The organism is Paraburkholderia ultramafica (genome assembly GCF_902859915.1).
Lineage (GTDB): Bacteria > Pseudomonadota > Gammaproteobacteria > Burkholderiales > Burkholderiaceae > Paraburkholderia > Paraburkholderia ultramafica.
The window spans coordinates 98,397-120,250 of sequence record NZ_CADIKK010000010.1; the positions used below are offsets into that span (position 1 = coordinate 98,397).

Annotated in this window: 19 protein-coding genes, 2 pseudogenes and 1 riboswitch; of the genes and pseudogenes, 14 read left to right on the forward strand and 7 right to left on the reverse strand. The window is 66.3% G+C overall.

The window, feature by feature from the left end; genetic code table 11:
• Positions 1 to 10: 10 nt before the first annotated feature.
• The gene (locus tag HV744_RS12710) at positions 11 to 1,291 is read right to left on the reverse strand and encodes a DUF445 domain-containing protein (RefSeq protein WP_175149860.1); all 1,281 of its coding nucleotides are present in this window, start codon (positions 1,289 to 1,291) and stop codon (positions 11 to 13) included.
• A gap of 218 nt (positions 1,292 to 1,509) precedes the next feature.
• On the opposite strand from HV744_RS12710, the gene HV744_RS12715 reads away from it, so the two are divergent.
• Together HV744_RS12715 and HV744_RS12720 are read left to right on the forward strand one after the other, a co-directional pair.
• On the forward strand, positions 1,510 to 2,652 hold the full coding sequence (locus tag HV744_RS12715; protein WP_175149861.1) for a metallophosphoesterase family protein: 1,143 nt from the start codon (positions 1,510 to 1,512) through the stop codon (positions 2,650 to 2,652).
• Positions 2,649 to 5,273: an AAA family ATPase gene (locus HV744_RS12720; RefSeq protein WP_175149862.1), complete on the forward strand. Its 2,625-nt coding sequence runs from the start codon at positions 2,649 to 2,651 to the stop codon at positions 5,271 to 5,273. Before HV744_RS12715 ends, HV744_RS12720 begins: the two co-directional genes overlap by 4 nt.
• A 74-nt stretch (positions 5,274 to 5,347) precedes the next feature.
• Here the strand turns inward: HV744_RS12720 and cobJ are convergent, their stop codons facing one another.
• From cobJ to HV744_RS12740, 4 genes are read right to left on the reverse strand one after another with little or no spacing between them, the layout of a single operon-like run.
• A complete protein-coding gene (gene cobJ, locus HV744_RS12725; RefSeq protein ID WP_425497706.1) occupies positions 5,348 to 7,117 on the reverse strand; it encodes a precorrin-3B C(17)-methyltransferase in 1,770 nt (589 codons plus the stop codon).
• Positions 7,114 to 7,845, reverse strand: coding sequence for a precorrin-2 C(20)-methyltransferase (locus HV744_RS12730; protein WP_175149864.1), 732 nt, complete (start codon positions 7,843 to 7,845; stop codon positions 7,114 to 7,116). Before HV744_RS12730 ends, cobJ begins: the two co-directional genes overlap by 4 nt.
• A complete protein-coding gene (locus HV744_RS12735; RefSeq protein ID WP_175149865.1) occupies positions 7,846 to 8,472 on the reverse strand; it encodes a precorrin-8X methylmutase in 627 nt (208 codons plus the stop codon).
• Positions 8,465 to 10,006 carry an oxidoreductase gene (locus tag HV744_RS12740; protein WP_175149866.1) on the reverse strand — a complete coding sequence of 514 codons (1,542 nt, stop codon included), beginning with the start codon at positions 10,004 to 10,006 and terminating at the stop codon, positions 8,465 to 8,467. The genes HV744_RS12735 and HV744_RS12740 overlap by 8 nt, the downstream gene beginning before the upstream one ends.
• Before the next feature lie 82 nt (positions 10,007 to 10,088).
• Positions 10,089 to 10,267, reverse strand: a riboswitch (cobalamin riboswitch).
• 84 nt (positions 10,268 to 10,351) lie between these two features.
• Here HV744_RS12740 and cbiE point away from each other — a divergent pair.
• From cbiE to HV744_RS38435, 5 genes and pseudogenes are all read left to right on the forward strand, one after another.
• Positions 10,352 to 11,626 (forward strand): precorrin-6y C5,15-methyltransferase (decarboxylating) subunit CbiE, encoded by a 1,275-nt coding sequence (gene cbiE / locus HV744_RS12745; RefSeq protein ID WP_175149867.1) that lies wholly within the window; start codon positions 10,352 to 10,354, stop codon positions 11,624 to 11,626.
• Positions 11,626 to 12,714 carry a cobalt-precorrin-5B (C(1))-methyltransferase gene (locus HV744_RS12750; protein WP_175149868.1) on the forward strand — a complete coding sequence of 363 codons (1,089 nt, stop codon included), beginning with the start codon at positions 11,626 to 11,628 and terminating at the stop codon, positions 12,712 to 12,714. Before cbiE ends, HV744_RS12750 begins: the two co-directional genes overlap by 1 nt.
• Positions 12,711 to 13,475: a cobalt-precorrin-6A reductase gene (locus HV744_RS12755; protein ID WP_175149869.1), complete on the forward strand. Its 765-nt coding sequence runs from the start codon at positions 12,711 to 12,713 to the stop codon at positions 13,473 to 13,475. The genes HV744_RS12750 and HV744_RS12755 overlap by 4 nt, the downstream gene beginning before the upstream one ends.
• A 16-nt stretch (positions 13,476 to 13,491) precedes the next feature.
• Complete coding sequence (gene cobM / locus HV744_RS12760; RefSeq protein WP_175149870.1) at positions 13,492 to 14,220, forward strand: precorrin-4 C(11)-methyltransferase; 729 nt, start codon at positions 13,492 to 13,494, stop codon at positions 14,218 to 14,220.
• Positions 14,221 to 14,288: 68 nt separating this feature from the next.
• Positions 14,289 to 14,413: pseudogene (locus tag HV744_RS38435) on the forward strand (IS6 family transposase); the annotation flags it as partial.
• A 31-nt stretch (positions 14,414 to 14,444) separates the two neighbouring features.
• Here the strand turns inward: HV744_RS38435 and HV744_RS12765 are convergent.
• Complete coding sequence (locus tag HV744_RS12765) at positions 14,445 to 15,938, reverse strand: MDR family MFS transporter (protein ID WP_246279018.1); 1,494 nt, start codon at positions 15,936 to 15,938, stop codon at positions 14,445 to 14,447.
• 208 nt (positions 15,939 to 16,146) lie between these two features.
• Here HV744_RS12765 and HV744_RS12770 point away from each other — a divergent pair, with 208 nt between their 5' ends.
• From HV744_RS12770 to HV744_RS12795, 6 genes and pseudogenes are all read left to right on the forward strand, one after another.
• Entirely contained in the window at positions 16,147 to 16,407 is a 261-nt protein-coding gene (locus HV744_RS12770; RefSeq protein WP_175149871.1) for a DUF1488 family protein, read from the forward strand.
• A gap of 325 nt (positions 16,408 to 16,732) precedes the next feature.
• The gene (locus HV744_RS12775) at positions 16,733 to 17,236 is read left to right on the forward strand and encodes a lipocalin-like domain-containing protein (protein ID WP_175149872.1); all 504 of its coding nucleotides are present in this window, start codon (positions 16,733 to 16,735) and stop codon (positions 17,234 to 17,236) included.
• 95 nt (positions 17,237 to 17,331) lie between these two features.
• Positions 17,332 to 17,700, forward strand: a pseudogene (locus tag HV744_RS12780) (porin); the annotation flags it as partial.
• Positions 17,701 to 17,901: 201 nt separating this feature from the next.
• Complete coding sequence (locus HV744_RS12785; protein ID WP_175149873.1) at positions 17,902 to 18,210, forward strand: DUF4148 domain-containing protein; 309 nt, start codon at positions 17,902 to 17,904, stop codon at positions 18,208 to 18,210.
• Positions 18,211 to 18,669: 459 nt separating this feature from the next.
• Positions 18,670 to 19,305: a carbonic anhydrase gene (locus HV744_RS12790; protein ID WP_175149874.1), complete on the forward strand. Its 636-nt coding sequence runs from the start codon at positions 18,670 to 18,672 to the stop codon at positions 19,303 to 19,305.
• Positions 19,306 to 19,546: 241 nt separating this feature from the next.
• Entirely contained in the window at positions 19,547 to 20,230 is a 684-nt protein-coding gene (locus tag HV744_RS12795; protein WP_175149875.1) for a type 1 glutamine amidotransferase domain-containing protein, read from the forward strand.
• On the opposite strand, the gene HV744_RS12800 is transcribed toward HV744_RS12795, so the two are convergent.
• Positions 20,167 to 20,577, reverse strand: coding sequence for a hypothetical protein (locus HV744_RS12800; protein ID WP_175149876.1), 411 nt, complete (start codon positions 20,575 to 20,577; stop codon positions 20,167 to 20,169). The genes HV744_RS12795 and HV744_RS12800 overlap by 64 nt on opposite strands.
• 271 nt (positions 20,578 to 20,848) lie before the next feature.
• Between HV744_RS12800 and HV744_RS12805 the strand changes: the two genes are divergently transcribed.
• The gene (locus tag HV744_RS12805; protein WP_175149877.1) at positions 20,849 to 21,808 is read left to right on the forward strand and encodes a DUF4148 domain-containing protein; all 960 of its coding nucleotides are present in this window, start codon (positions 20,849 to 20,851) and stop codon (positions 21,806 to 21,808) included.
• Positions 21,809 to 21,854: the final 46 nt, after the last annotated feature.

A 21,854-nucleotide genomic window follows, 5' to 3' on the forward strand; every position in this document is an offset into this window, starting at 1 on the left:
GTCCGATTGCCTAGCCGATGTGCAGCCGCAACAACTCGAACAGTTGCGAGCTCGCATACAGCAGCAGCCCGATAAAGCCGCCGACAATCGTCCCGTTGATGCGGATGTATTGCAGGTCCTTACCAATGTTCAGTTCGATCTGCCGTGACATGTCATGCGAGTCCCAGTTCTTGACGGTATCGCTGATATGACGTGTGAGGAATCGCGCGAAGTCCGGCGCCATCGCGCGGGCCGCCTCTTCGAGGTGATCGTTCAGCGATTGACGCAGCGCCGGATCGTGCGCGAGCTCGCGGCCCACCCATTGGCCCATCGCAACGACGCGCGCGTGCAGCGCCGAGTCGCTGCTGTGCAGATCGCGCTTGAGCCACGCGCGCAATTCACCCCACAGGTCTTTCACGTACGCACTGAACGCGTCGCCTTCCATCAGATAGCGCTTGAGCTCCTCGCCCTGTTGCAGAAACACCGGATCGGTCTTGAGTTTGACGATCAGCTTCTGCGCCGCGTCATCGAACTTCTGGCGCAACTGATGCGTGGGGTTCTCGCTGATCTGTTCGAGCATCCGGTTCACGGCTTTGGCAATCGCTTCGGCGCCTTTCTCGCCGAGCCATGCGGACGGCAGGATCTTCTCCAGCGTCGGATACTCGCTCTTCACCCAATCGACGATGCGCTCGGCGATAAACTCGCGCGCCGGCGCTTCGCGCAGCAGCGCCATCAGCTGGCCGATGCCGGCGTCGAGCAGCTCCTGATGGCGGCCGTCGCGCGTGAGCGTGTCGAGAATGGCGCCCAGCGATTGCGACAGATCGACCTTCGCTAACACGTTGCGCAGCGCGTCCTTGATGAAGACCTGGATGCGCACGTCGTCGGTCAATTCGAGAATGCCGCCAGTCAGTTTGACGACGTAGTCGCCCAGCCGCGCGGTGTTGGCCGGCTGGGTCAGCCAGTTGGTGATGCTGCGCGCCGGGTCGTGTTGGTGGATCAGGCCGACCAGCGACGGGACGTCGAGAAACTTGTCCTGCACGAAGACAGCGAGGTTGTCGGCGATCTTGTGCTTGTTCTTCGGGATGATCGCGGTGTGCGCGGAGACGATCGGGATCGGCACGCGGCGAAACAGGGCGGCCACCGCGAACCAATCGGCGAGCGCGCCGACCATCGCGGCCTCGGCGATCGCCTTGATGCCGTCTACCCAGATGCCGCGCGGCATAAAAGCGGTGACGACGAAAACGCAGGCGGCCGCAAGCAGCAACAACAACGGGGTACGCTTGGCGTTCTTCAGTTCGAGTGTCTTGTTCATTGGCGGCGGGGCAGCGGGTCCAGTTCGATGGGAATCATGCGGTACGGTCGACGCGCGCGTCCAGCAACCGCGAGTGTAGCGCCGCTCGCCACCCGATGTACCCCAGGCGCGGGCACTCTTTGCCGCTTCGGCGCGGTAACATCTGCGGTTAGACTGCGAGGCCGGGCTCGAGGCGCGGCAGATTGCAATGAAACGGAATGGACTGAATGGAGGGGCGAGTGATCAGGTTTCTGCACACCGCGGATTGGCAGATAGGCACGCAATTCGGCCAGTTCGAGCCAGATGAGGCCGCGCATCTCGCGCAAGCGCGCTTGGACACCGTGCGCCGCATCGCCGACGAAGCGGCCGCTCGCAACGTCGACGCGGTGCTGGTCGCGGGTGACGTGTTCGATTTGCAGACCGTCTCGGACACGGTGATCCGGCGTCTGTTCGGCGCGTTGCAGGCATTCTCGGGGCCGTGGATCATGCTGCCGGGCAATCACGACGCCGCGCTGGTCGAGAGCGTGTGGACCCGCGCGCAGCGGCTGAACTGCATCGCACCGAACGTGCGGGTGGTCCTCGAACCCGGCGTGCTGTTGCTGGATGCGTGTCGCTGTGCGCTGCTGTGCGCGCCGCTCACGCAACGCATCACCTACGATGACACCACTGGCTTCTTCGATACCGCTGAAACGCCGCCAGGCTATCACCGCATCGGACTCGCGCACGGCAGCGTCAGCGGGATTCTGCAGGAAGGCATCGACTCGTCGAATCCGATCGCGCCGACGCGTGCCGCCAGCGCGCGTCTCGACTATCTCGCGCTCGGCGACTGGCACGGTCATTTGCGTGTCGACGAACGCACGTGGTACGCCGGCACGCATGAGCAGGACCGTTTCCGCGCGAACGATCCGGGCTTCATGCTCGATGTGACGCTGAGCGAGCCAGGGGCGTCGCCGCAAGTCGAAGCGGTGCGGGTCGGTCAATATCAATGGCATCGCTGGGACGAGACGATCTCGGTGCCGACCGATGTGGATGCGCTCAAGGCGCGGCTCGCCGCGTTGGGCAGCCCCGACGTGCTGCGCGTGAGTGTGAACGGCACGGCCGCATTGGCCGACGCCGAAGCGCTTCACGTCGCGCTCGAAGAAGCCCGCGCGCGGGTGCGGGCGCTGCGTGTCGATCTGAGCGGCCTGCAAGTGCTGCCCACCGCCGACGACCTTGCCGAACTCGGCGCGCAAAGCGGCTACCTCGCAAAGGTGGTGGCGCGGCTGCGCGGCTTGCAGGAAGACCCGGAAGCCGACCCGCAGCAGCTCAAGCGCGCGGCCGAGGCCTTGTTGCTTCTGGCGCGTTTTCAACGTGAATTGCCGCGCGACGCGAGGTCCGCATGAAGCTGCAAAGTATTGCGATCCAGGAATTCAAGCAGTTCACCGGACGGCTCGTCATCGACGATCTGCAGCCCGGTCTCAATCTGTTCACCGGGCCGAACGAAGCGGGCAAGAGCACGGTCGCCGAAGCCGTGCGCGCGGTGTTTCTCGAACGCTACAAAGCCTCGCATCTGAAAGACCTGCTGCCTTGGGGCAAGGCGAGCGGACAGCCGTCGGTCGAGGTGAGCTTCGAACTGGACGGCGCACAGTGCAGGCTGTCGAAGCAGTTCGTCACACGCCAGCGCTGCGAGCTGAAGATCGGCCAGGCCGTATTCGGCGAGGATGAAGCCGAAGACAAGCTCGCGGCGTTGCTCGGTTTTTCGCGGGCCGCCCGTGGGCCGTTGAAAGCCGAGAACGCGGGCGTGCCCGGGTTGTTGTGGGTGCAGCAGGGCGGCACGCACGAGGTGCGAGATTCGACGGGACACGCTGCGCAGTATCTGCGCGATGCGCTGTCGCAACTGTCGGGCGGCAGCGAGTCGGCCGGCGAGGATGCGCTGATCGCCGCCGTGCAGCGCGAGCTGCGGCAACTGCTGACGGCGCGCACGCAGAAGTCGACCGGGCCGCTGGCTGAAGCCGAAACGACCCTGGCCGCCTTGATTGCCGAGCGCGACGAACTGGAGCAGCAGCGTCAACAGTTCGATGAGAACATCACGCGGCTTGCATCGCAGCAGCAAGCGTACGACGACACCCAGCGCAAACGCCCCTGGGAGCTTCACGAACAGAAGGCCGTGCTCGCGCAGCAGCGCGCCGATGCCGCCGCGGAACTCGAACGCAGTGTGCAGGGGCTCGCACAGTCGCTGCAGGTGAGCGAGGCCGAACTGGCGTTGTCGCTGCAACAGGAGCAGGGCGCGGCCGAACTGGAAGCGGCCGTCGCGCGCGAGCGCCAGCAGCTCGATGCGGCGCGCGCCAACGTGGCGGCGGCGCAGACCGAACATGCGCAAGCGGCGTCCGGCGTCGCGCAATTCGAGCAGGCATCCGTCGATGCCAGCCGTGCGCTCGAACTGGCGAACGCGGCCGTGACCGCCGCCGATTTGCGCAGCCAGATCGGTTTCTATCGCACCGAGAGCGAGCGGCTCGAAGCGGCGATCGCCGCCGCGGGCAAGGCGAACGACGCGCTGCTCGAAGCTGCGCGCGAAGCGGCGGCCGTCGAAGTCGACGAGGCGAAGTTGAAGCGCCTCGCCGCGCTCAACGGCGAGCTGACGGTGCTGCGCGCCCGTACCGAAGCGGCGATGACGCGCATCGAATACCGGCTGAACGGCGCGTTGACGGTCGACGGCGCGCCGGTCACGGGCGAGGGCGTGCTGCGCGTCGACGACGAGAAACTGATCGGCCTCGGCGACCTCGGCGAACTGCGGGTGATTCCGGGCGTCTCCGATCTGTCTGCGCAGTTGTCAGAACTCGCGTCGCTCGAAGCACGGCACGCGCAGTTGTTGCAGGCGCTCGGTGTCGCGTCGCTGGGCGAGGCCGAGGCCCGCTACGAGCAATGGAAGACGTTGACCGCGCAGCAAAAAAGCCAGGCGAAGATTCTCGACGTGCACGCGCCGCAAGGCATCGACGCGCTGCGTGCCGCGCTGGCTTCGGCCGCCGCGCGCTTGCAGGCGTCGAACGACCGGCTGGCGGGCTTGCCCGATGTGTCCGCGGCGGCGCCGCTCGACGCAGCGCGCCGCAACGCCGAGATCGCGCGCGACGCGTTGGAGGCCGCCAGAAAAGTGCTGGCGCAGGCCGCCGAGAAAAGATCGACCGGCATCGCCACCGCTGAATCGCTTGCCGCGCAGTTGCAGCGCAAGGAAGCGCAGTTGAGTGACGAAGCGTATTGCCGCAACCGCGCGCAGTGGCAGACGAAAATCGTCGAACAGCGCGTGCAGGTCGACGCATTGAGAAGGCAGCGCGAAGGCCGCGAGCGCGAACTGGAAGCGGTGCGTCTCGACGATCCGGCGGCGGAGGCGAAGCGCTATCGCGCGTCGGCGGAACTCGCGCGCAACGAGCAGCACGAGCGGCAGGTGCGGATCGCGCACTTGCGCAGCCAGTTGGAGACGATCGGCGCGTCCGGGCTCGGCGAACGTCTGGCGGCGCTCGACGCGCAGGTCGAGCAGGCCACGCGCCGCAAGGACGAGCTCAGCTTGCGGGCGAGCGCGTTGAGCCTGCTCGACGAGGTGCTGGTCGACGAACGCGATGCGGCGGTGGCGCAATTGCGCGCGCCGTTGACCGAGCGGCTTGGGCATTATCTGAAGCGGATTTTCCCGCAGTCGACGATTGCGCTCAGCGACGATCTGAGTCCCGCGACGCTGGATCGCCATGGCCGCGCGGATACGCTCGATGCGCTGAGCTTCGGCACGCGCGAACAGCTCGGCATTCTGACGCGGCTCGCGTATGCGGATCTGCTGAAGGCGTCGGGCCGGCCGACCTTGCTGATGCTCGACGACGCGGCGGTGCATACCGATGCGGCACGGCGCGATGCGATCAAGCGCGCGCTGATCGACGCGGCGACACGGCACCAGATTCTGGTGTTCACCTGCCATCCGGAGTTGTGGGACGACCTCGGGGTGAGGCAGCGGGCGATCGAGGATTTGAAGGTGGCGGCTTAGGGTGGCTTAGGTGGCTTGGGTGGCTTGGGGACGCGCCGCGCGTTCAGGTGAGATGGCGGCGGCGCGTTGCCCGCTCACTCGTACCAGCGCGGCGTGTAGACCCATTCGGCGCCTTCAGTGCCGCTAGCAAACTTGCGCGTCCTCGACGATCCCACGATCACCATCGTGCGCATATCCACATCGGACGAACGCAGTTCGCCTAGCGTGAGCGTGCGCAGCGTGCCGCCTGGCCGGCCGATGTCACGCCCCAGCACCACCTGGGTCGTGGCCGCACGATAGGCCCGCACGATGTCCAGCGCTTGATCCAGTTGCCACGGACGCGCGCGGGAAATCGGGTTGTAGAACGCCATCACCAGATCGGCTTCGGCCGCATGCCGTAGACGCTTTTCGATGATCGTCCACGGCTTCAGGTTATCGGACAGCGACAGCATGCAGAAGTCGTGGCCAAGCGGCGCGCCGGCTTGCGCGGCGGTCGCGAGCGCGGCCGACACGCCAGGCACGATCGACAGTTCGACGGCGGCCCATGCCTTGTCCTGCGAGGCTTCGAGCGCTTCGAGCACCGCGGCCGCCATCGCGAACACACCCGGATCGCCCGACGACACCATTACCACCGAGCGTCCCGCGCTCGCCAGTTCGAACGCGTGCCGCGCGCGCTGCATTTCTTCGCGATTGTCGGTGCCGTGCACGCGTTGCCCGGCGCGCAACGGGCCGGCCATTTTCACGTAGGTTTCGTAGCCGAGGATATCGGTGGCCTCGTTGAGCGCCTTGCGAGCGGCGGGCACCATCAGGTCGGTGCTGCCTGGACCGAGGCCGATCACGGTCAGGCGGCCGCGCGCGCGGCCGATCGTGTCAGGGTCGATTGCCAGCGGCGCCAATGCCAGCGCGACGCCTGTCGCGATGTCGTTGTGCAGCGTTTCGTAGGGGATGCGCAGAGCGGCATGCAGCAGGTTGGCGGGCGGCTCGCCGTGCTCGGGACGTGTTTGCGCGAAGCGCAACGGCACGTTCAAGCTCGCGGCGGCTTCGGCAAGCGCCGGGTGCGCCATGTGTTCGGACGATGCGAGCAATGCCGCTAACGAAAGCGGCGCGAGACTGTGTGCATCGAGCGCCTCACGCACCCGTGCGACGATCTCCGCACCCGCACCCGCACCCGCACCCGCACCCGCACCCGCACCCGCACCCGCACCCGCACCCATCACCGCCGCCACCACGCTACGCGGATGAATCACCAACTCATCCGCACGCCCATCCCACGCGCGCGGCGTCACGCGAATCGCAAGACGCGCCGATGCGGAGCGAGGCAATTGCGCGTCGTCGAGCCAGGGCGCTTCCCCTTCGATGCGCGTGCTTTCCCCCGCCAGCAGATCCGACACGAAGCGTTTGCCTTGCCCGATATCGGCAAGCGCGTAGCCATCGGGCGGATTGAGCACACAGGTGCCGAAGCGCAGTTCGCCGCTCGTCGTGATCGCGGGCGGCACCGCCAACGCGGCGGCAATCTCGCGCGCCATCACGTTGACGCCGGCGAGCCCGCCGAGCAACGGCACGACCGCGCTGCCGTCTTCGGCGACGGCCAGCACCGGCGGCTCGACGCCCTTGTTCGACAGCAACGGCGCGATGCAGCGAATCACGATGCCGGCCGCGCACAACGCGACGATCGGTGTGCCGCGCGCGTACAGCTCGCACAGATGCGCGCCGAGTTCGGTGTACGGCACGTCGGCGTCGACGCGTCCCTGCAACGCATGCACCTGGCAATTCGCGTCAGCGTCACGATCGTTGTACAGCGCCTGAATACGCCGCGCGGTCGCCAACGCGCCCGCGCCGAGAATCACAATTGCGGGTACCGTCAGCCTTGCCATTTTTCCCCCGGCACGACGAGCAGAGAGAAATATGGCGACGCCATCGGATCGACTTCGGCGAGCGGCACGATGCGCTGATTGCCCATCGTCGCGCGCTCGACGTACAGCGCGCGTTGCGCGAGGCCGAGTTCGCCGAGCACGCGCCGCACCTTGTCGAAATTGCGGCCGAGCTTCATCACGACGGCGGCGTCGGCATCGGCGAGACGCCGGCGCAATTCGTCTTCCGGCAGCACGCCCGACAGCACCGCCAGGCTCTGGTTGCGATACACCAGCGGCGCACCGAGCACCGCCGCGCCGCCGAGCATCGAGCACACGCCGGGCACGACTTCGCTTTCGTAGCGCGCCGCGAGCCGGTCGTGCAGATACATGTACGAGCCGTAGAAGAACGGATCGCCTTCGCAGATCACCGCGACGTCGCGGCCCGCATCGAGATGACCGGCGACGATCTCGGCCGCGGTGTCGTAGAAGTCGGTGATGATCGCCTCATACGACAGCGGCGGTTCGAGCGCTTCGGTCGTGACCGGATAGACCAGCGGCAGATGCTGCTGGGCATCATGCAAATGCGCTTCGATGATGCCGAACGCGTTGCCTTTCTTGCCCTTCGCGACGAAGTATGCGACCACCGGCGCCGCCTTCAGCAGCCGCAGCGCCTTCACCGTGATGAGTTCCGGGTCGCCGGGGCCGACGCCGAGTCCGAACAGACGTCCTTGTGCGGTCATTTATTCGACCTCCGTCGCGAGCGCGTTGACGGCGGCGGCAGCCATCGCGCTGCCGCCGCGCCGGCCGTGCAGCACCACGTAGGGCACGCCGCGGCTGTCGTCGGCGAGCAGCGCTTTCGATTCGGCCGCCCCGACGAAGCCCACCGGAAAGCCGAGAATCAACGCGGGCTTCGGCGCGCCGGCATCGAGCATGTCGAGCAGATGAAACAGCGCAGTCGGCGCATTACCGATCACGACGACACTGCCCGCCAGATACGGACGCCACAATTCGAGCGCGGCGGCCGAGCGCGTGTTGCCGAGCTCGCGCGCGAGCGTCGGCACGTCCTGATGCGTGAGCGTGCAGATCACGTCGTTGTCGGCGGGCAGCCGCGCGCGCGTGATGCCTTGCGCGACCATGCCGGCATCGCACAGAATCGGCGCGCCTTGCGCGAGCGCCGTGCGGCCCGCGGTGCCCGCGCCCGCGGAAAACTGCAGCGCGTCGATCACGTCGACCATCCCGCACGCGTGGATCACGCGCACCGCGAGTTTTTCGAGGTCGGCGGGGATGCGCGACAAGTCGGCTTCCGCGCGGATCGTCGCGAAAGATTGGCGATAGATCTCCTGACCGTCGCGAATGTAATCAAGCATCTGTGTAACTCCGGGCCAGGTGGTCGAGCAGGTCGGCGGCCTGTGCGATCGTCAGTTGGTGCGCGACGCACCGGCCGAAGCCAGGCTGGCCGTCGCGTCGATAAAGGTCATAGGTGCCGGGCGCCGCGGCCAGCAGCGTGTACGGCGCGCAATGCGCGGCGGCGCACGAGCGCGCGCAGCCGCTTAGATGCACATCGACTCCAGATGGCAGGCGCTCGGCGAGTTGCAGCGCGTCGGCTTTGGTGTCGGCGAGACTCTTCGCGCAGCCACTCGAACCGGCGCAAGCGATCAGGCGTGCGATGGGTTGCGCGGGATCGCAGGCGAGGCCGAGCGCGTTCAGTTCTGTCAGCACGGCGGGTAGCGCCTGCGTGGCGATGTCGGTCAGCAGCACGCTTTGCCAGGGCGTGGCGCGTAGCGTGCCGTTGCCGTGTTGTTGCGCGAGCGCGGCGAGGCCGTGCAGCGTCACGGCGTCGAGGCGGCCGAGCGGCGGCTGGCCGCCGGCGTGCCACAGGCCTGGCTCGCGTTGGGCGTGCGCGCCGAGACGAAGCGCGGCATCGGCTGGGGTGCTGCGGTGCCAGCCGGTGAGCGACGCGTCGCGCGACAGCGGGAAATCGACGTACCGTTGGGCGTGCTGCAACAGTGCGTCGGCGCAATGGGTGGCGAGCAGGTGACGCATGCGCGTGGCATCGGCGGCCGCGAGATCGATGAACGTATGCAGGAGCGCGCGCACGAGCGCAGGGACTTGTGAGGGCAGAACGGCGGCTAATGCGTGTTTGTCGTTGGCGTGGGGTTGATGGGTCGGGGCAGGGGAGTCGGTGGGCAGGTTTTGCGCGGATGTGGGCGCACCTGTAGTTGAAGACGTGTTGATACCCGCGACCTTGATCGCATTTGCTTGCGCATCCGCAGGCGGACACCCCGCCAACCCAAACACGAATCTCACACCATCATGGCCTTGCGTTGCCGCCAGCCAAACATCATGCGGATGATCGATCCTCGCAAGACGCTCACCGCCATCCAGCAGCAGTGCGAATTTCGGCGACAGCGCCGTGAAGCGCGTTTCGCTTTGCAGCAGTGTCAGCAGTTCGGCGCACAGCGGCGTCGTATCGATCAGTGCGAACGGATCGTGTCCGGCAGCGGGGCTGATCATCACGTTGCGCACATCCTCCGCGGAACTGATCGTCGCGGCGTTCGAAGGGTCCACCGCATCCGTCATCTGCATCGACCCTGGCATCGGCCCGAGACCCGCCTCGACCAGCGCGGCAATCAACTCCGCTTCATGCCCGCTGCGCACGCCGCGCACTTGCAGGTTCGCGCGATTGGTCAACTCGATCACCCCGGCCGCGTGCCGCGCGCTCGCAGCGGCGACAACCCGCGCCTGGTCCGCGCGCAACTCGCCGCCCGGCAGCTTGATCCGGCAAATCCCGCCGTCGCGCGCCGCGACGATACGCAGCAGGCCAGGACATGCCGAGGGCCGCGGCGTCGGGGCCGCGTGAGGCAACACAGTGGAGGGCGAAGCTTGAGTCAAGACGGACACCGGGTTTAGCGTCGCGCGGCGGCCCGAGCAAGCCGCGAGGCGGATTGCTACGGCATCGGTACACCCCGCCCGATGTTGGCTGGCACGAACAGTCTCGCCGGCAGGTCTCCTGGCTGGCAGGTCATCGTCCGCCGCGGCCTTCCCGGTCGAACCAGTGGCGCGCAGCGCAGGCGGACTCGCCGCATACAGTTGCGGGGGCAGCCACAGTGGCACTGTGTTCCCTCTTCGGCCCCGAAGGGCACCGGCGGCTGTATTATGCCTTTTTTCGAACCGCGCAACGAGGCTGGACGCTTTGACCGGCGTGGCACAGCGCAATAGTTGAAGACACAGAATGAGGATCGAAGCATGCCGGCGTGGCTGACCGTGGTGGGCATTGGCGATGACGGCTTCGCCGGTTTGGGACGGCCCGCGCGGCGCGCTTTGCTGACGGCGTCAGTGGTGTACGGCGGCGAGCGTCATCTGGCGATGCTGCCCGCGCGCCTCGCCGCGCGCCGTGCCGCGTGGCCGCGCCCGTTCGACCTCGCGCCGTTGCTGGCCGAGCGCAGCGGCGCCGTGTGCGTGCTGGCGAGCGGCGACCCGATGCTGTTCGGCGTCGGCGCGACTTTGGCGCGGCAGTTGCCGGCGGACGAATTGCGGGTGTTGCCCGCGCCGTCGTCGTTGTCGCTGGCGGCCGCGCGTCTCGGCTGGCCGTTGCAGGAGGTCGCCACGGTGTCGCTGGTCGGCCGTCCGTTGCCGACCCTGACCGCGCATCTCCACGACGGCGCGCGCGTGTTCGTGCTGAGCGCGGACGGGCGCACGCCTGCCGCGCTCGCCGGGTTGCTGAACGCGCGCGGTTTCGGCGCGACCCGGATGACCGTGCTCGAACATCTGGGCGGCGAACTGGAGCGCCGCATCGACGGCCGCGCGGATCAGTGGAGCGGGGGCGAGGTGGCCGCGCTGAATCTGATCGCGCTCGAATGCCACGCGACGGCGGGCGCGCCGCGCTTGCCGCTGACCTGCGGCTTGCCCGAGGATGCGTTCCGTCACGACGGCCAGTTGACCAAGCGCGACGTGCGCGCGATCACCCTCGCGCGCCTTGCGCCGACGCCCGGCGAATTGCTGTGGGACGTGGGCGCGGGCAGCGGCTCGATCGGTATCGAATGGATGCGCGCGCACCCGGCTTGCCGCGCGATCGCGATCGAAGCACATGCGGAGCGGCAGCGCTTCATTGAACACAATCGCGATGCGTTGGGTGTGCCGGGACTGCAACTCGTCGCCGGCCGCGCGCCCGATGCGCTGCATGGGCTGCCGGTGCCGGATGCTGTGTTCATCGGCGGCGGCGTGACGGTGCCGGGCGTGCTGGACGCGTGCTGGGCGAGTCTGCGCGACGGCGGCCGATTGGTCGCCAACGCGGTCACGTTGCAGGGCGAGGCGGCGCTCGCCGCGTGGCGCGAGCGGTATGGCGGCACGCTGACGCGTATCGCGCTCGCGGACGCGCAAGCGCTCGGCAGTTTCGACACCTGGCGCCAGGCGTTGCCGATCACGATTCTGGAGGTGACGAAGGGGGCGAACACTACGAACGGCACGAACACTGCGAACAGCATCGACGCCATCGCCGCCGCTTCACCTGACCAACCGTAATGCGCGAAGAATCGCCCGAACAACCCGCGCCGCTGCGTAGCGGCTACACGACCGGCAGCTGCGCCACCGCGACGTCGCTCGCGGCGGCGCGTCTGCTGCTCGCGGGGGTGGTCAGCGAGGTCGCGGAGATCGTGCTGCCGAAGGGCCAGCACGTGCCGATGCCGCTGGTATTCTGCCGCCTGACCGCCGATGGCGCCGAGGCGGGCACCATCAAGGATGCCGGTGACGACCCCGACGTGACCCACGGCGCGCTCGTGTTTGCGCGCGTGCGCCTCGTCGCCGAACCGGGCGTGATGTTCCGCGCGGGACCGGGCGTCGGCACGGTGACGCGCGCGGGGCTCACGTTGCCGGTCGGCGAGCCGGCGATCAATCCGGTCCCGCGCAAGATGATGACCGAGCATCTGACCGAGCTCGCGGCGGAGCACGCGTATTGCGGCGGCTTCGAAGTGACGATCGGCGTCGAAGGCGGCGAGCAGCTCGCGCTGAAAACGATGAACCCGCGCCTGGGTATTCTCGGCGGCCTGTCGATCCTCGGCACCACCGGCATCGTGCGGCCGTTCTCGTGCTCGGCGTATATCGCGTCGATCCATCAGGGCATCGACGTCGCTCGCGCGAACGGTTACACGCATCTGGCCGCCTGCACCGGCAATGCGAGCGAAGACGCGATGCGCGCGCACTACGGGCTGCCGGATATCGCGCTGATCGAGATGGGCGATTTCGTCGGTGCGGTGCTCAAGCATATGAAGCGCGCGCCCGTCGAACGGCTGAGCGTGTGCGGCGGCTTCGGCAAACTCAGCAAGCTGGCGGCGGGCCATCTCGATCTGCATAGCCGCAATTCGAGCATCGATCTCGACCGGCTCGCGACATGGGCCGCCGCGCAAGGCGCCGACCCTGCGTTGCAGGCGGCGATTCGCGCGGCCAATACGAGTCAGCAGGCGGTGGCGCTCGCGCGGGCGCAGCAGGTGCCGCTCGGCGATATCGTCTGCCGGCATGCGTTGGCGGTGGCGCGCGAAATCGTGCCGCCGCAGGTCAACGTGGAAATGTTCGCGATCGACCGCCAGGGCAATCTGATCGGAGCGGCGCGATGATGCGGGTCCTGCTGCTCGGCGGCACCGGCGACGCGTTGAAGATCGCGCGACAACTCGGCGCCGCTCACGTGTACAGTCTCGCGGGCCTCGGCAAGGTGCCGGCCGATCTGTCGTGCGCGGTACGCGTGGGCGGCTTCGGCGGCAGCGAGGGCATGGCGCGCTACCTCGAAAGCGAAGGGATCGGCCTCGTGCTCGACGCGACGCATCCGTACGCCGCACAGATCAGCGCGAATGCGGCCGAGGCGTGCCGTACGGCGCGCGTGCCGTGCTGGGCGCTGCGCCGTCCAGCCTGGCAGCCGCAGGCCGGCGACGACTGGCGGATGGTCGGCGACTGGGACGAGCTGATGGCGGCGCTCGCGCCGTTCAGGCGGCCGCTCTTCACGCTCGGCCGCGAACCGCTCGCGCATCTCGACGAAATTCCGCCGCGGCAGTTCTGGACGGTGCGCTGTCTCGATCCGCAGCCGGACCATGCGCGGGCCCGCATACTCGCGGCACGCGGGCCATTCACGCTCGAAGGAGAGCGCGCGCTTTTCGCGTTGCAAGCCTTCGACGTCGTGGTCAGCAAAAACAGCGGCGGCGGCGCGACCGAAGCGAAGCTCGAAGTCGCACGGGAACGTGGCTTGCCGGTGATCATGTTGCGCCGCCCGCTGTTGGCGGCGGTCTATCGTGAATTCGAAAGCGTAGCCGATCTGCTGGAAGCATTGCGGGCTCAGGTTGAACTTCGGGTCGAAGCGGGCACGCGCGGCATCACGGAAAAATGAATCATTGGAGTACTGAATGACGGTGTATTTTATCGGCGCGGGTCCAGGCGACCCGGAACTGATCACGGTGAAAGGGCAGCGCCTCGTGCGCAGTTCTCCGGTGATCCTGTACGCGGGTTCGCTCGTGCCGGCCGCGGTTCTCGAAGGCCATAGCGCTGAGCAGGTGATCAATACCGCCGAGCTCGACCTCGATCAGATCGTCGCGTTGCTCAAGGCCGCGCACGTCAAGGGCCAGCATGTGGCGCGCGTGCATTCCGGCGATCCGTCGCTGTACGGCGCGATCGGCGAGCAGATCCGCCGCTTGCGCGAGCTGTGCATTCCGTACGAGATCGTGCCCGGCGTGACCGCCACAGCTGCGTGCGCGGCGACGCTCGGCTGCGAACTGACGCTGCCCGATGTTGCGCAGACGCTGATCCTCACGCGCTACGCGAGCAAAACGACGATGCCCGAGGGCGAACAGCTCGCCGACCTCGCACGGCACCGCGCGACGATGGCGATCCACCTGGGCGTGCGGCACCTCGCGCGCATCGTCGACGAGTTGCGGCCGCACTACGGCGGCGCGTGTCCGATCGCGGTGATCTATCGCGCGAGCTGGCCGGACGAGGAAAAGATCACCGGTACGCTCGACGACATCGTCGGCAAAGTGCAATCGACCGCGATCGAGCGGACCGCGCTGATCCTGGTCGGGCAGGTGCTGGCCGCCGAAGGTTTCGCGGAATCGACGCTGTACGCGAAGGGCGGCTAAAAGGGGCTGTGTCGCATTAGCGCGGAAACGCAGAAGTGTCGGGCTAAGAGAAACACATTGCCCCCACGATGAAGAAGACATTGACGCCAGGAACGACCCTTGATCCGGGCATTGCCAAGGTTCTGAAGCGGGCTGCGCTATCGGCTTGATGTGATCCTGATGTGCGTGCGTTGGTATGTGGCCGCAAGTCAGAAAGCACAACGCCGCCGCTCCCCCCGCGCCAATCAATCCTCGAGCGGCGACAATGCCTCAAGCGGCATTTTCTTCTCCGCTCCGATATGGAGCGCCGGCACGAACGCCAGCAGCGCGACCACAAAGATCGCGATCACGAAGATCGAGATGAACGTCAGGTGCAGCGACTGGTGCAGCACCAAGCGGATCATGTCGCTGTCGCCGAGACTGGCCGCCTGATTCTGCAGCAGCGCTTTCAACTGGTCCGACGTGACCACCGCGACGCCCTGCGAGTGACTGAGCCCGAAGTTGAGCACCGCGCCGAACAGCGTCGCGCCCAGCGTGCTGCCAAGATTGCGTGAGAAGAGATTCGACGCGGTGGCGCTGCCGCGTTCGTCCGTCTTGACGATCTCCTGGATCAGCACCAGCGAACTGACGCTCGACGTGCCCATGCCGAAGCCGATGATCAGCGAGCCGAACGCGGCGATCAGCGGCGAGGCGCCGGGCGACAGGAACAGCAGCAGTGCCGCGCCGAGCGGCACGAACATGCTGCCGCCGAGCAGAATGCGCCGCAAGCCGAGGCGGTGGAACGACTTCGCCGCGAGCGTGGCGCCGGCCGGCCAGCCGACCATCATCATCGTGAGCGCGAGACCGGCGACCACCGGCGAACGATGCAGCACGCCCTGCACGTACATCGGCAGGAACGTCGTGGCGCCCATCAGGATCATGCCGGACAACAACGTCGAGCCGTTGCACGCGGCGATCGGCCGGCGGCTCCACAGCGCGAACGAGATCATCGGCTCGGCCGCGCGGCGCTCCTGCAGCACGAAGAACAGCACGCACAGCAGGAATGCGCCGCCCGCGAACGACGCCCTGGCGATCTCGTCGTCGCCTGCATAGGTCAGCGCCATCATCAATGCGGCGATCGCCGCCATGAACAGCGCCGCGCCGCCGAAATCGATCGACGGGCGCGCGTGCCGCTCCGATTCGCGCAGGAACGCAATGAAGCCCGCCGCGGACGCGAGGCCGATCGGCACGTTCATCCAGAAGATCCACGCCCACGACAGGTTGTGAATGATGAAGCCGCCGACCATCGGCCCGACGACCGCCGAGATGGCCCACACGCTGGCCAGATAGCCTTGCACCTTGCCGCGTTCGCGTGCCGGATAGAGATCGGCGACGATGGTCAGCGTGACCGGCTGGATCGCGCCCGCGCCGACGCCTTGTATCAGGCGGAACACGATCATGGCCGGCATCGACCATGCGAAGCCGGCGAGCACCGAGCCGAGCAGGAAGATCGCGATGCCGGCCAGCATCACCGGTTTGCGTCCGTACAGATCGGCGAGCTTGCCGAACACCACAGTCATCGCGGTTTGGGTGAGCAGGAACGATGAGAAGACCCAGCTATACAGATGCAGGTCGCCGAGTTGCGTGACGATCTGCGGCATCGCGGTGGAGACGATGGTGGCTTCGATGGCGACCATCGCCATGGAGGCCATGACGGCGGCAATGACGAGAGCGCGCGATGATTGAGGGCTGCGGGACATGGAAGCGTTAGTATCAAGGTGTTGGGCGCGTCTGACGGCCTGGCAGGAGGCCTTGCCGCGACGCATCAGCGCGGCCGCGCGTGGCGGCCGATGTGGAGTATGCACCTTGCGGAGAACCCGCGCTCGGCGCCGGCCGCGGCGAAGGCTCAAGCGGCTTGGCACAGGGTTTGCGCGTTCGAAGTTCTCTTTCGACACATGGAGGATGATTATGAGGATCGAATTCACCGGGCGCCGCGAAGTGGTGGCAGCGGCGCGCGTCGCCTTCGAGGCCAATGTGGACGGGGCGGACGTCTGGTGCAGCGTGTCGCTGGATGCGCTGAATGACCATTTCGGCAACGGCGGCACATCGGCCCACGATCTGGTGGGCACCTTCGAGGCCAATCGCGCGCGGATTGAAAACGCCACGCGACGGGTCCTCGAAAAAAACGGCGGACGGTCGGTGGAACTCGAGACTGGCGATTTCAATTAGGTATCAATGAGAGGTTTCAATGAGAGGTTTCAATTGAGGCCGCGCCGGTCGCGGACATTCGGATAACTGGGGCCCGGTGCGTGCGCGCCGGGCCCGAGCCAGTGGCATTTCATTTGCAAAGCGCCTACGCTGTACACACTGCCTGAACGAAATCCGGTTCGGTTCTCACCCGTCATAACAGTCTTCGTCCGAGTGTGGATGCGAGAAAGAGGTCGAGAGCCCAAGGGCGCTCCGCACGCTCGTGCGGCAAATCCTGACGCAAGTGTTGCTGGCGGCGCGCGACGGATCCGTTTGACTTCACTTCCTCGCGCGCGTGGAGAACGGCATGAAACCAATGCACTCGACCCTGGCCGCCAGCGTGATGGCGCTTGTGGCACTGTGCGCGCCGCTGCAAAGCGCGTTCGCCCAGACGGCGGCGGAGCTGGCCGGTTCGTGGTCGCTCGTCTCGCTGAGCGTGGCGAAGAGCGGCAGCGACGTGGAACTGCTCGGTCCGCATCCACAGGGGCAACTCATCTTCGGCAATGACGGCCGCTATGTGCTGATCGTGCTGAGTTCCGATCTGCCGAAACTCGCGTCGGGCAACCGCGAGTTGGGCACGGCGCAAGAAAACGCGGCGCTCGCCCGCGGCAACGTTGCGCATTTCGGCACGTATAGCGTGGACGCGGCGGAACACGTGATCGTTTTCCATATTCAGAAGAGCACCTTTCCGAACTGGGACGCCGATGTCCAGCGACGCCCATTCACGCTCGCCGGCGACCGGCTCACTTACATCACGCCAGGTGCGTTCGGATATGGATCGTCGAAAGTCGTGTGGCAGCGGATCAAATAGCACGACGGCTTCACCGGACCCTGTTGTTCATGTACAACCCACGCAAGCAGCGTAGAGCCGCTGCATGGCGCTCCACGCCTGTCCGCTGGCGCGGCGGCTTCGTCTACACGCATAGCCAGTTCCAGAACAGCGCGTCGTTCGGCGCGACGCATGGCTCGATGCGCTTCTACAACTACGAAGTCAACGGCAAGTATGCGGTCACACCAGCGTTGAGTCTCGGCGCGGCGTACACGTACACGGACGCGCATGTGAGCGGCACGTCGAGCTTCGGCTCCGATCCGAAATGGAATCAGGTGAACCTGCAGGCCGTGTATGCGCTGTCGCTGCGCACGGACGTCTACGCCGAAGCGATGTATCAGCACGTCAGCGGCAAGGGCTACAGGGCCTTTATCAACACGGCGGGCGGCGCGTCGTCGACCGGCAATCAGGTGGTCGGCACCGTGGGTCTGCGTACGCGCTTCTGAGCGTGATGGTCGGCGGGCCATGCGCTGCCAGTGTGGATGTCGCGCAGCGCGCGGTCCGGCAATTTCTCCAGATCCAACAACGATCCCTTCGATGCGCGGCCATTATTCTATGAGGAAGCGGCGCCTATATTGAGTCCAGCGGTCGCGCAGAGAGTCACTCGAAGCACCGCGGACCATCAATTACTGGAGCTTGTTTTTATCATGACGTCCCTGATCAAGGCTGTTGTTGTCGTCGCTTCACTCGCTGCTTCGGCCACGGTTTTTGCACAATCGAATACCCGCATCACGCGCGAGCAGGTGCGCGCGGAACTGGTTCAGCTTCAACAGGCCGGCTACCATGTCGGCGACGGCGACCAGGCTCACTACCCCGAAGCGATTCAGGCAGCGCAAGCCCGCATTGCCGCCCAGAACAGCAACGCGAGCGCTTATGGCGGCAGCATCGCGGGTTCGTCGCAAAGCGGCCGGCCGGCGGTGTCCGCAGCCGACTGGAACGCGATGTACAGCCGTTGAGGCAGCGGTTGATGTGCGATGAAGCGGGATGCGCTTCGATGGGTCTGGTTGGGTTGCGCTTATGCGTGTTTGCATGTGATTGCGCGCATTAGCGCAACGCATCTGGATTCGAGCGGCGGTGGAAAGGACTCTTCCAGCGCGGCGTATATATCCGCTTCGTCGACGTAGGTAAAGTAGTCATGCACGCACGGTTTCCGGTGTGCGAGCGAGAGAGTTGGCCCCGGCTGGAAACAGCCGGGGTTTTTTTGTGGCGAAGCGAAAGGCGCGCGAGTGATGACGAATACGCGTCTGTATGGAATCTTTCCCGATGTACGTTCGATAGTCGACGCGCGCGTTCACGCCGGCTGGACACAGCTCGCATGCGCGGCTACGGTATAGTCACGCCAACCGATAGCACGCTTGCCGCGGGTCGCCTGCGCATGCGCTGCGAGAGCGGTCCTCGATTGTCTGGAGAACATCGTGCAGGAAATCATCGAAGGTTTCATCCGCTTTCAACGCGACGTCTTTCCGCAGCAGATCGCGTTGTTCAAGCGTTTGTCGGCGGCGCAAAGTCCGAGCACGCTGTTCGTGACCTGCTCGGATAGCCGCGTGGTCCCGGAGTTGCTCACGCAGGCGGAGCCGGGCGCGCTGTTCGTGATCCGCAATGCCGGCAACATCGTGCCGTCTTACGGCCCGGAACCGGGCGGGGTCTCGGCCACCGTCGAGTACGCGGTGGCGGTATTGGGCGTGCGCGATATCGTGATCTGCGGCCACTCCAACTGCGGCGCGATGACGGCGATCTCGACCTGCATGAATCTGGAGCATCTGCCGGCAGTGGCGGGCTGGCTGCGTCATGCGGATGCGGCCAAAGCGGTCAACGCGTCACGCACTTATCATTCGGACGCCGAACGCCTCGACGCACTGGTCAAAGACAATGTGATCGCGCAACTCGGCAACATTCGCACGCATCCGTCAGTGGCCGTCGGGCTTGCCAACAAAACGTTGCAACTGCATGGGTGGATCTTCGAAATCGAAAGCGGCGTGATGCTCGCACTCGATGGGCGCACCGGACAATTCTTGCCCCTCGTGGAGAACCCGGAAATTTATGCCGTCTGACGCGACGAACGGCAACATCGCGCCATAGCTGCGCGTAGGCACATCAGGCGTGACGTCGCGCGAGCCTCGTTGTTAGATGCGGCGTGAAAGCCGCGTCGCCGGTGTAAGCGCGGCCAGTCACGTCGCGCCAGAAACCTCTTCGGCGCCGCGCAGCGCCACCTATACTGCGAGAGCGTCTGAAGGCGAGCACGCCGCTTCACGGCCTGCCGCCACGCGAATCGACCCTGCTCGCGAGGTGGATATGAACATCCTGGTGGTACTGACGTCACACGATCAACTCGGCAATACCGGCAAGAAGACCGGCTTCTGGCTCGAAGAGTTTGCCGCGCCTTACTACGTGTTCGAGGACGCCGGCGTCGCGATGACGCTCGCTTCGCCCAAAGGCGGCCAGCCGCCGCTGGACCCCAGGAGCGACGATCCCGACGCGCAGACCGACGCGACCCGGCGCTTCAGGCAAGACCCGCAAGCGCAAGCCGCGCTCGCGAATACCGAGCGCCTTGCGACCCTTTCGTCCGTGGACTACGACGCGGTGTTTTATCCCGGCGGCCACGGACCGCTGTGGGATCTCGCCGACGACGCACATTCGATTGGCCTCATCGAAGCCTTCCATGCGTCGGGAAAACCGGTTGCGGCGGTCTGTCATGCGCCTGCCGTGCTGCGTCACGCGAAGGCGCCGGATGGCGCGCCGCTCGTGCGCGATAAGCCGGTCACGGGCTTTGCGAATTCCGAGGAGGCTGCCGTCGGTCTCACCGACGTCGTGCCTTTTCTTGTCGAAGACATGTTGAAGAAGAACGGCGGCCGGTATTCGAAGGGGCCGGACTGGCAGTCGCATGTCGTCGTCGCGGGGACCTTGATTACCGGTCAGAATCCGGCGTCGTCGGAGGCGGCGGCGAATGCGCTGCTTGCGAAACTCGGTGTGGGGTGAGTGGCGGCGTGTTCGCGGCGTGACGTGAAGTGGGTAGGTTGCGCGGGTCGCCGCGGTGTGCGTGACATGCCGTCGCGATGCGGCGCGACGAAGTCGGTGATGTAGCTTGCCAGACTCGCCTTGTACGTGACGGCGGCATTGGACGCGCCCGGCTGGAAATACGCCTGTTCGACCGGCGTGCCCGGCGACTGCACCCACCGGCTGTTGTGCACGCCCCAGACCGGCGCCGGCTGCGGGCCGTATTGCGGCGTGGGGTTCCAGCAGTCGTCGTAGAAGATCGGCGAGACCTTGATGCCGTGGCGCGCGGCGATCCTCAGCAGGTTCTCGAACTTGCTCAGGAATGCCACACGATCGTTGGCCCATACGAGACAGGCTGCTCCGCTAGCTGGCCATTTCGGACACATGGCCTGCTTGATCCGACGATTCGACGTTCGCGAAACATAAACAGACAATTGACTGCATCCAGTTCGCGCACACTTTCGTACGTGAGTTGATCGGCCCGAAGCTGCGGCCGTGACGGCGGCATCCATCGGATCGATCGTCGCCAACCCTCTGATGAATTCGGGCGTGCTCGCGCAATCGCGAACGCGCAGGTTCACTATTGGAAGGGGACAGGTCTTGTATAGCGAGCCCAGAAAGGTAGTTTTCACAGGTCTGGTTATCGGCGCGGTCGCGATTGGCGCTTATGCTTACGTATCGCAGTCCGGAGACGGCTGGTCGCCGGCGGACGACCTCGGCCTGAAGCGTGGTGGCGAGTCGGCGCGTTCCGCCCGCGGCGGCATGGAGAGCGGAACGGTCGCGTCGGGCAGGGTCAAGGCTCGCAACGATCCAGCGGCGACCGAGGCCGCGCGTCTGCAGGCGGCGCGCAATAGTCTGCTGCGCGACGACGTTGCCGCCGCGCGGGCGCAACCTGGCGCGGTACGCCCGGCGCACAAAAACGACGATCAGGTTATCGAACTGCAAAACAAGGATCCGCGTGCGCTGGCGGAGCAGGTGGATCAGGCTCCGCAGCCGGTCGGGACATCGGCGCGAATGTCGTCGTCTTCGCAGGTGAACGCCGGTCACACGCGCGATAGCCGCTTCGCGACGCACGAGCATTCGAACCGCGCGTCGAGTTATGCAAAGAACCGGCATTCAGCTGAAACCGTGACGGCGGGCTCTGGTAGTGATAGCGCGTCGAGTGGCGACGTATCTGCTGCGGGCGCGTTGCCTGTCGCCAGTCAGCCTGCTGATGCGCCGCCCGCAATGAAAGTGGTGGAGAGTGCGCCCACCACGCCCACCACACCCGCTGCTCTCAATACGCCGCCGTCGATGCAGCAACCGGTGCACACGGTGCAAACAGCGCCGTCGAGTCCGCAAGACGAACCGGCCGCGCCAACCGTGATGTCGCAACCTTTGGCTCAACCCGCGCCGTCCAGCGGCACGCTGCCGAAGTCGGACGGCGGGCCGAAAACGCGTGCGCAAGTACGCGCGGAGATCGTCCGTGCGCGTCAGGACGGCAGCCTTCCGGCGTTCGGCAATCCCGACCCCGCTGGACCGGGCGGCGCGCCGAGCCTGACCAGCGCGACGCGTCCTTGAGTGAGCTTGCGGCTTCGCGATGATCGCCGCCGCCATACGCGGCGCT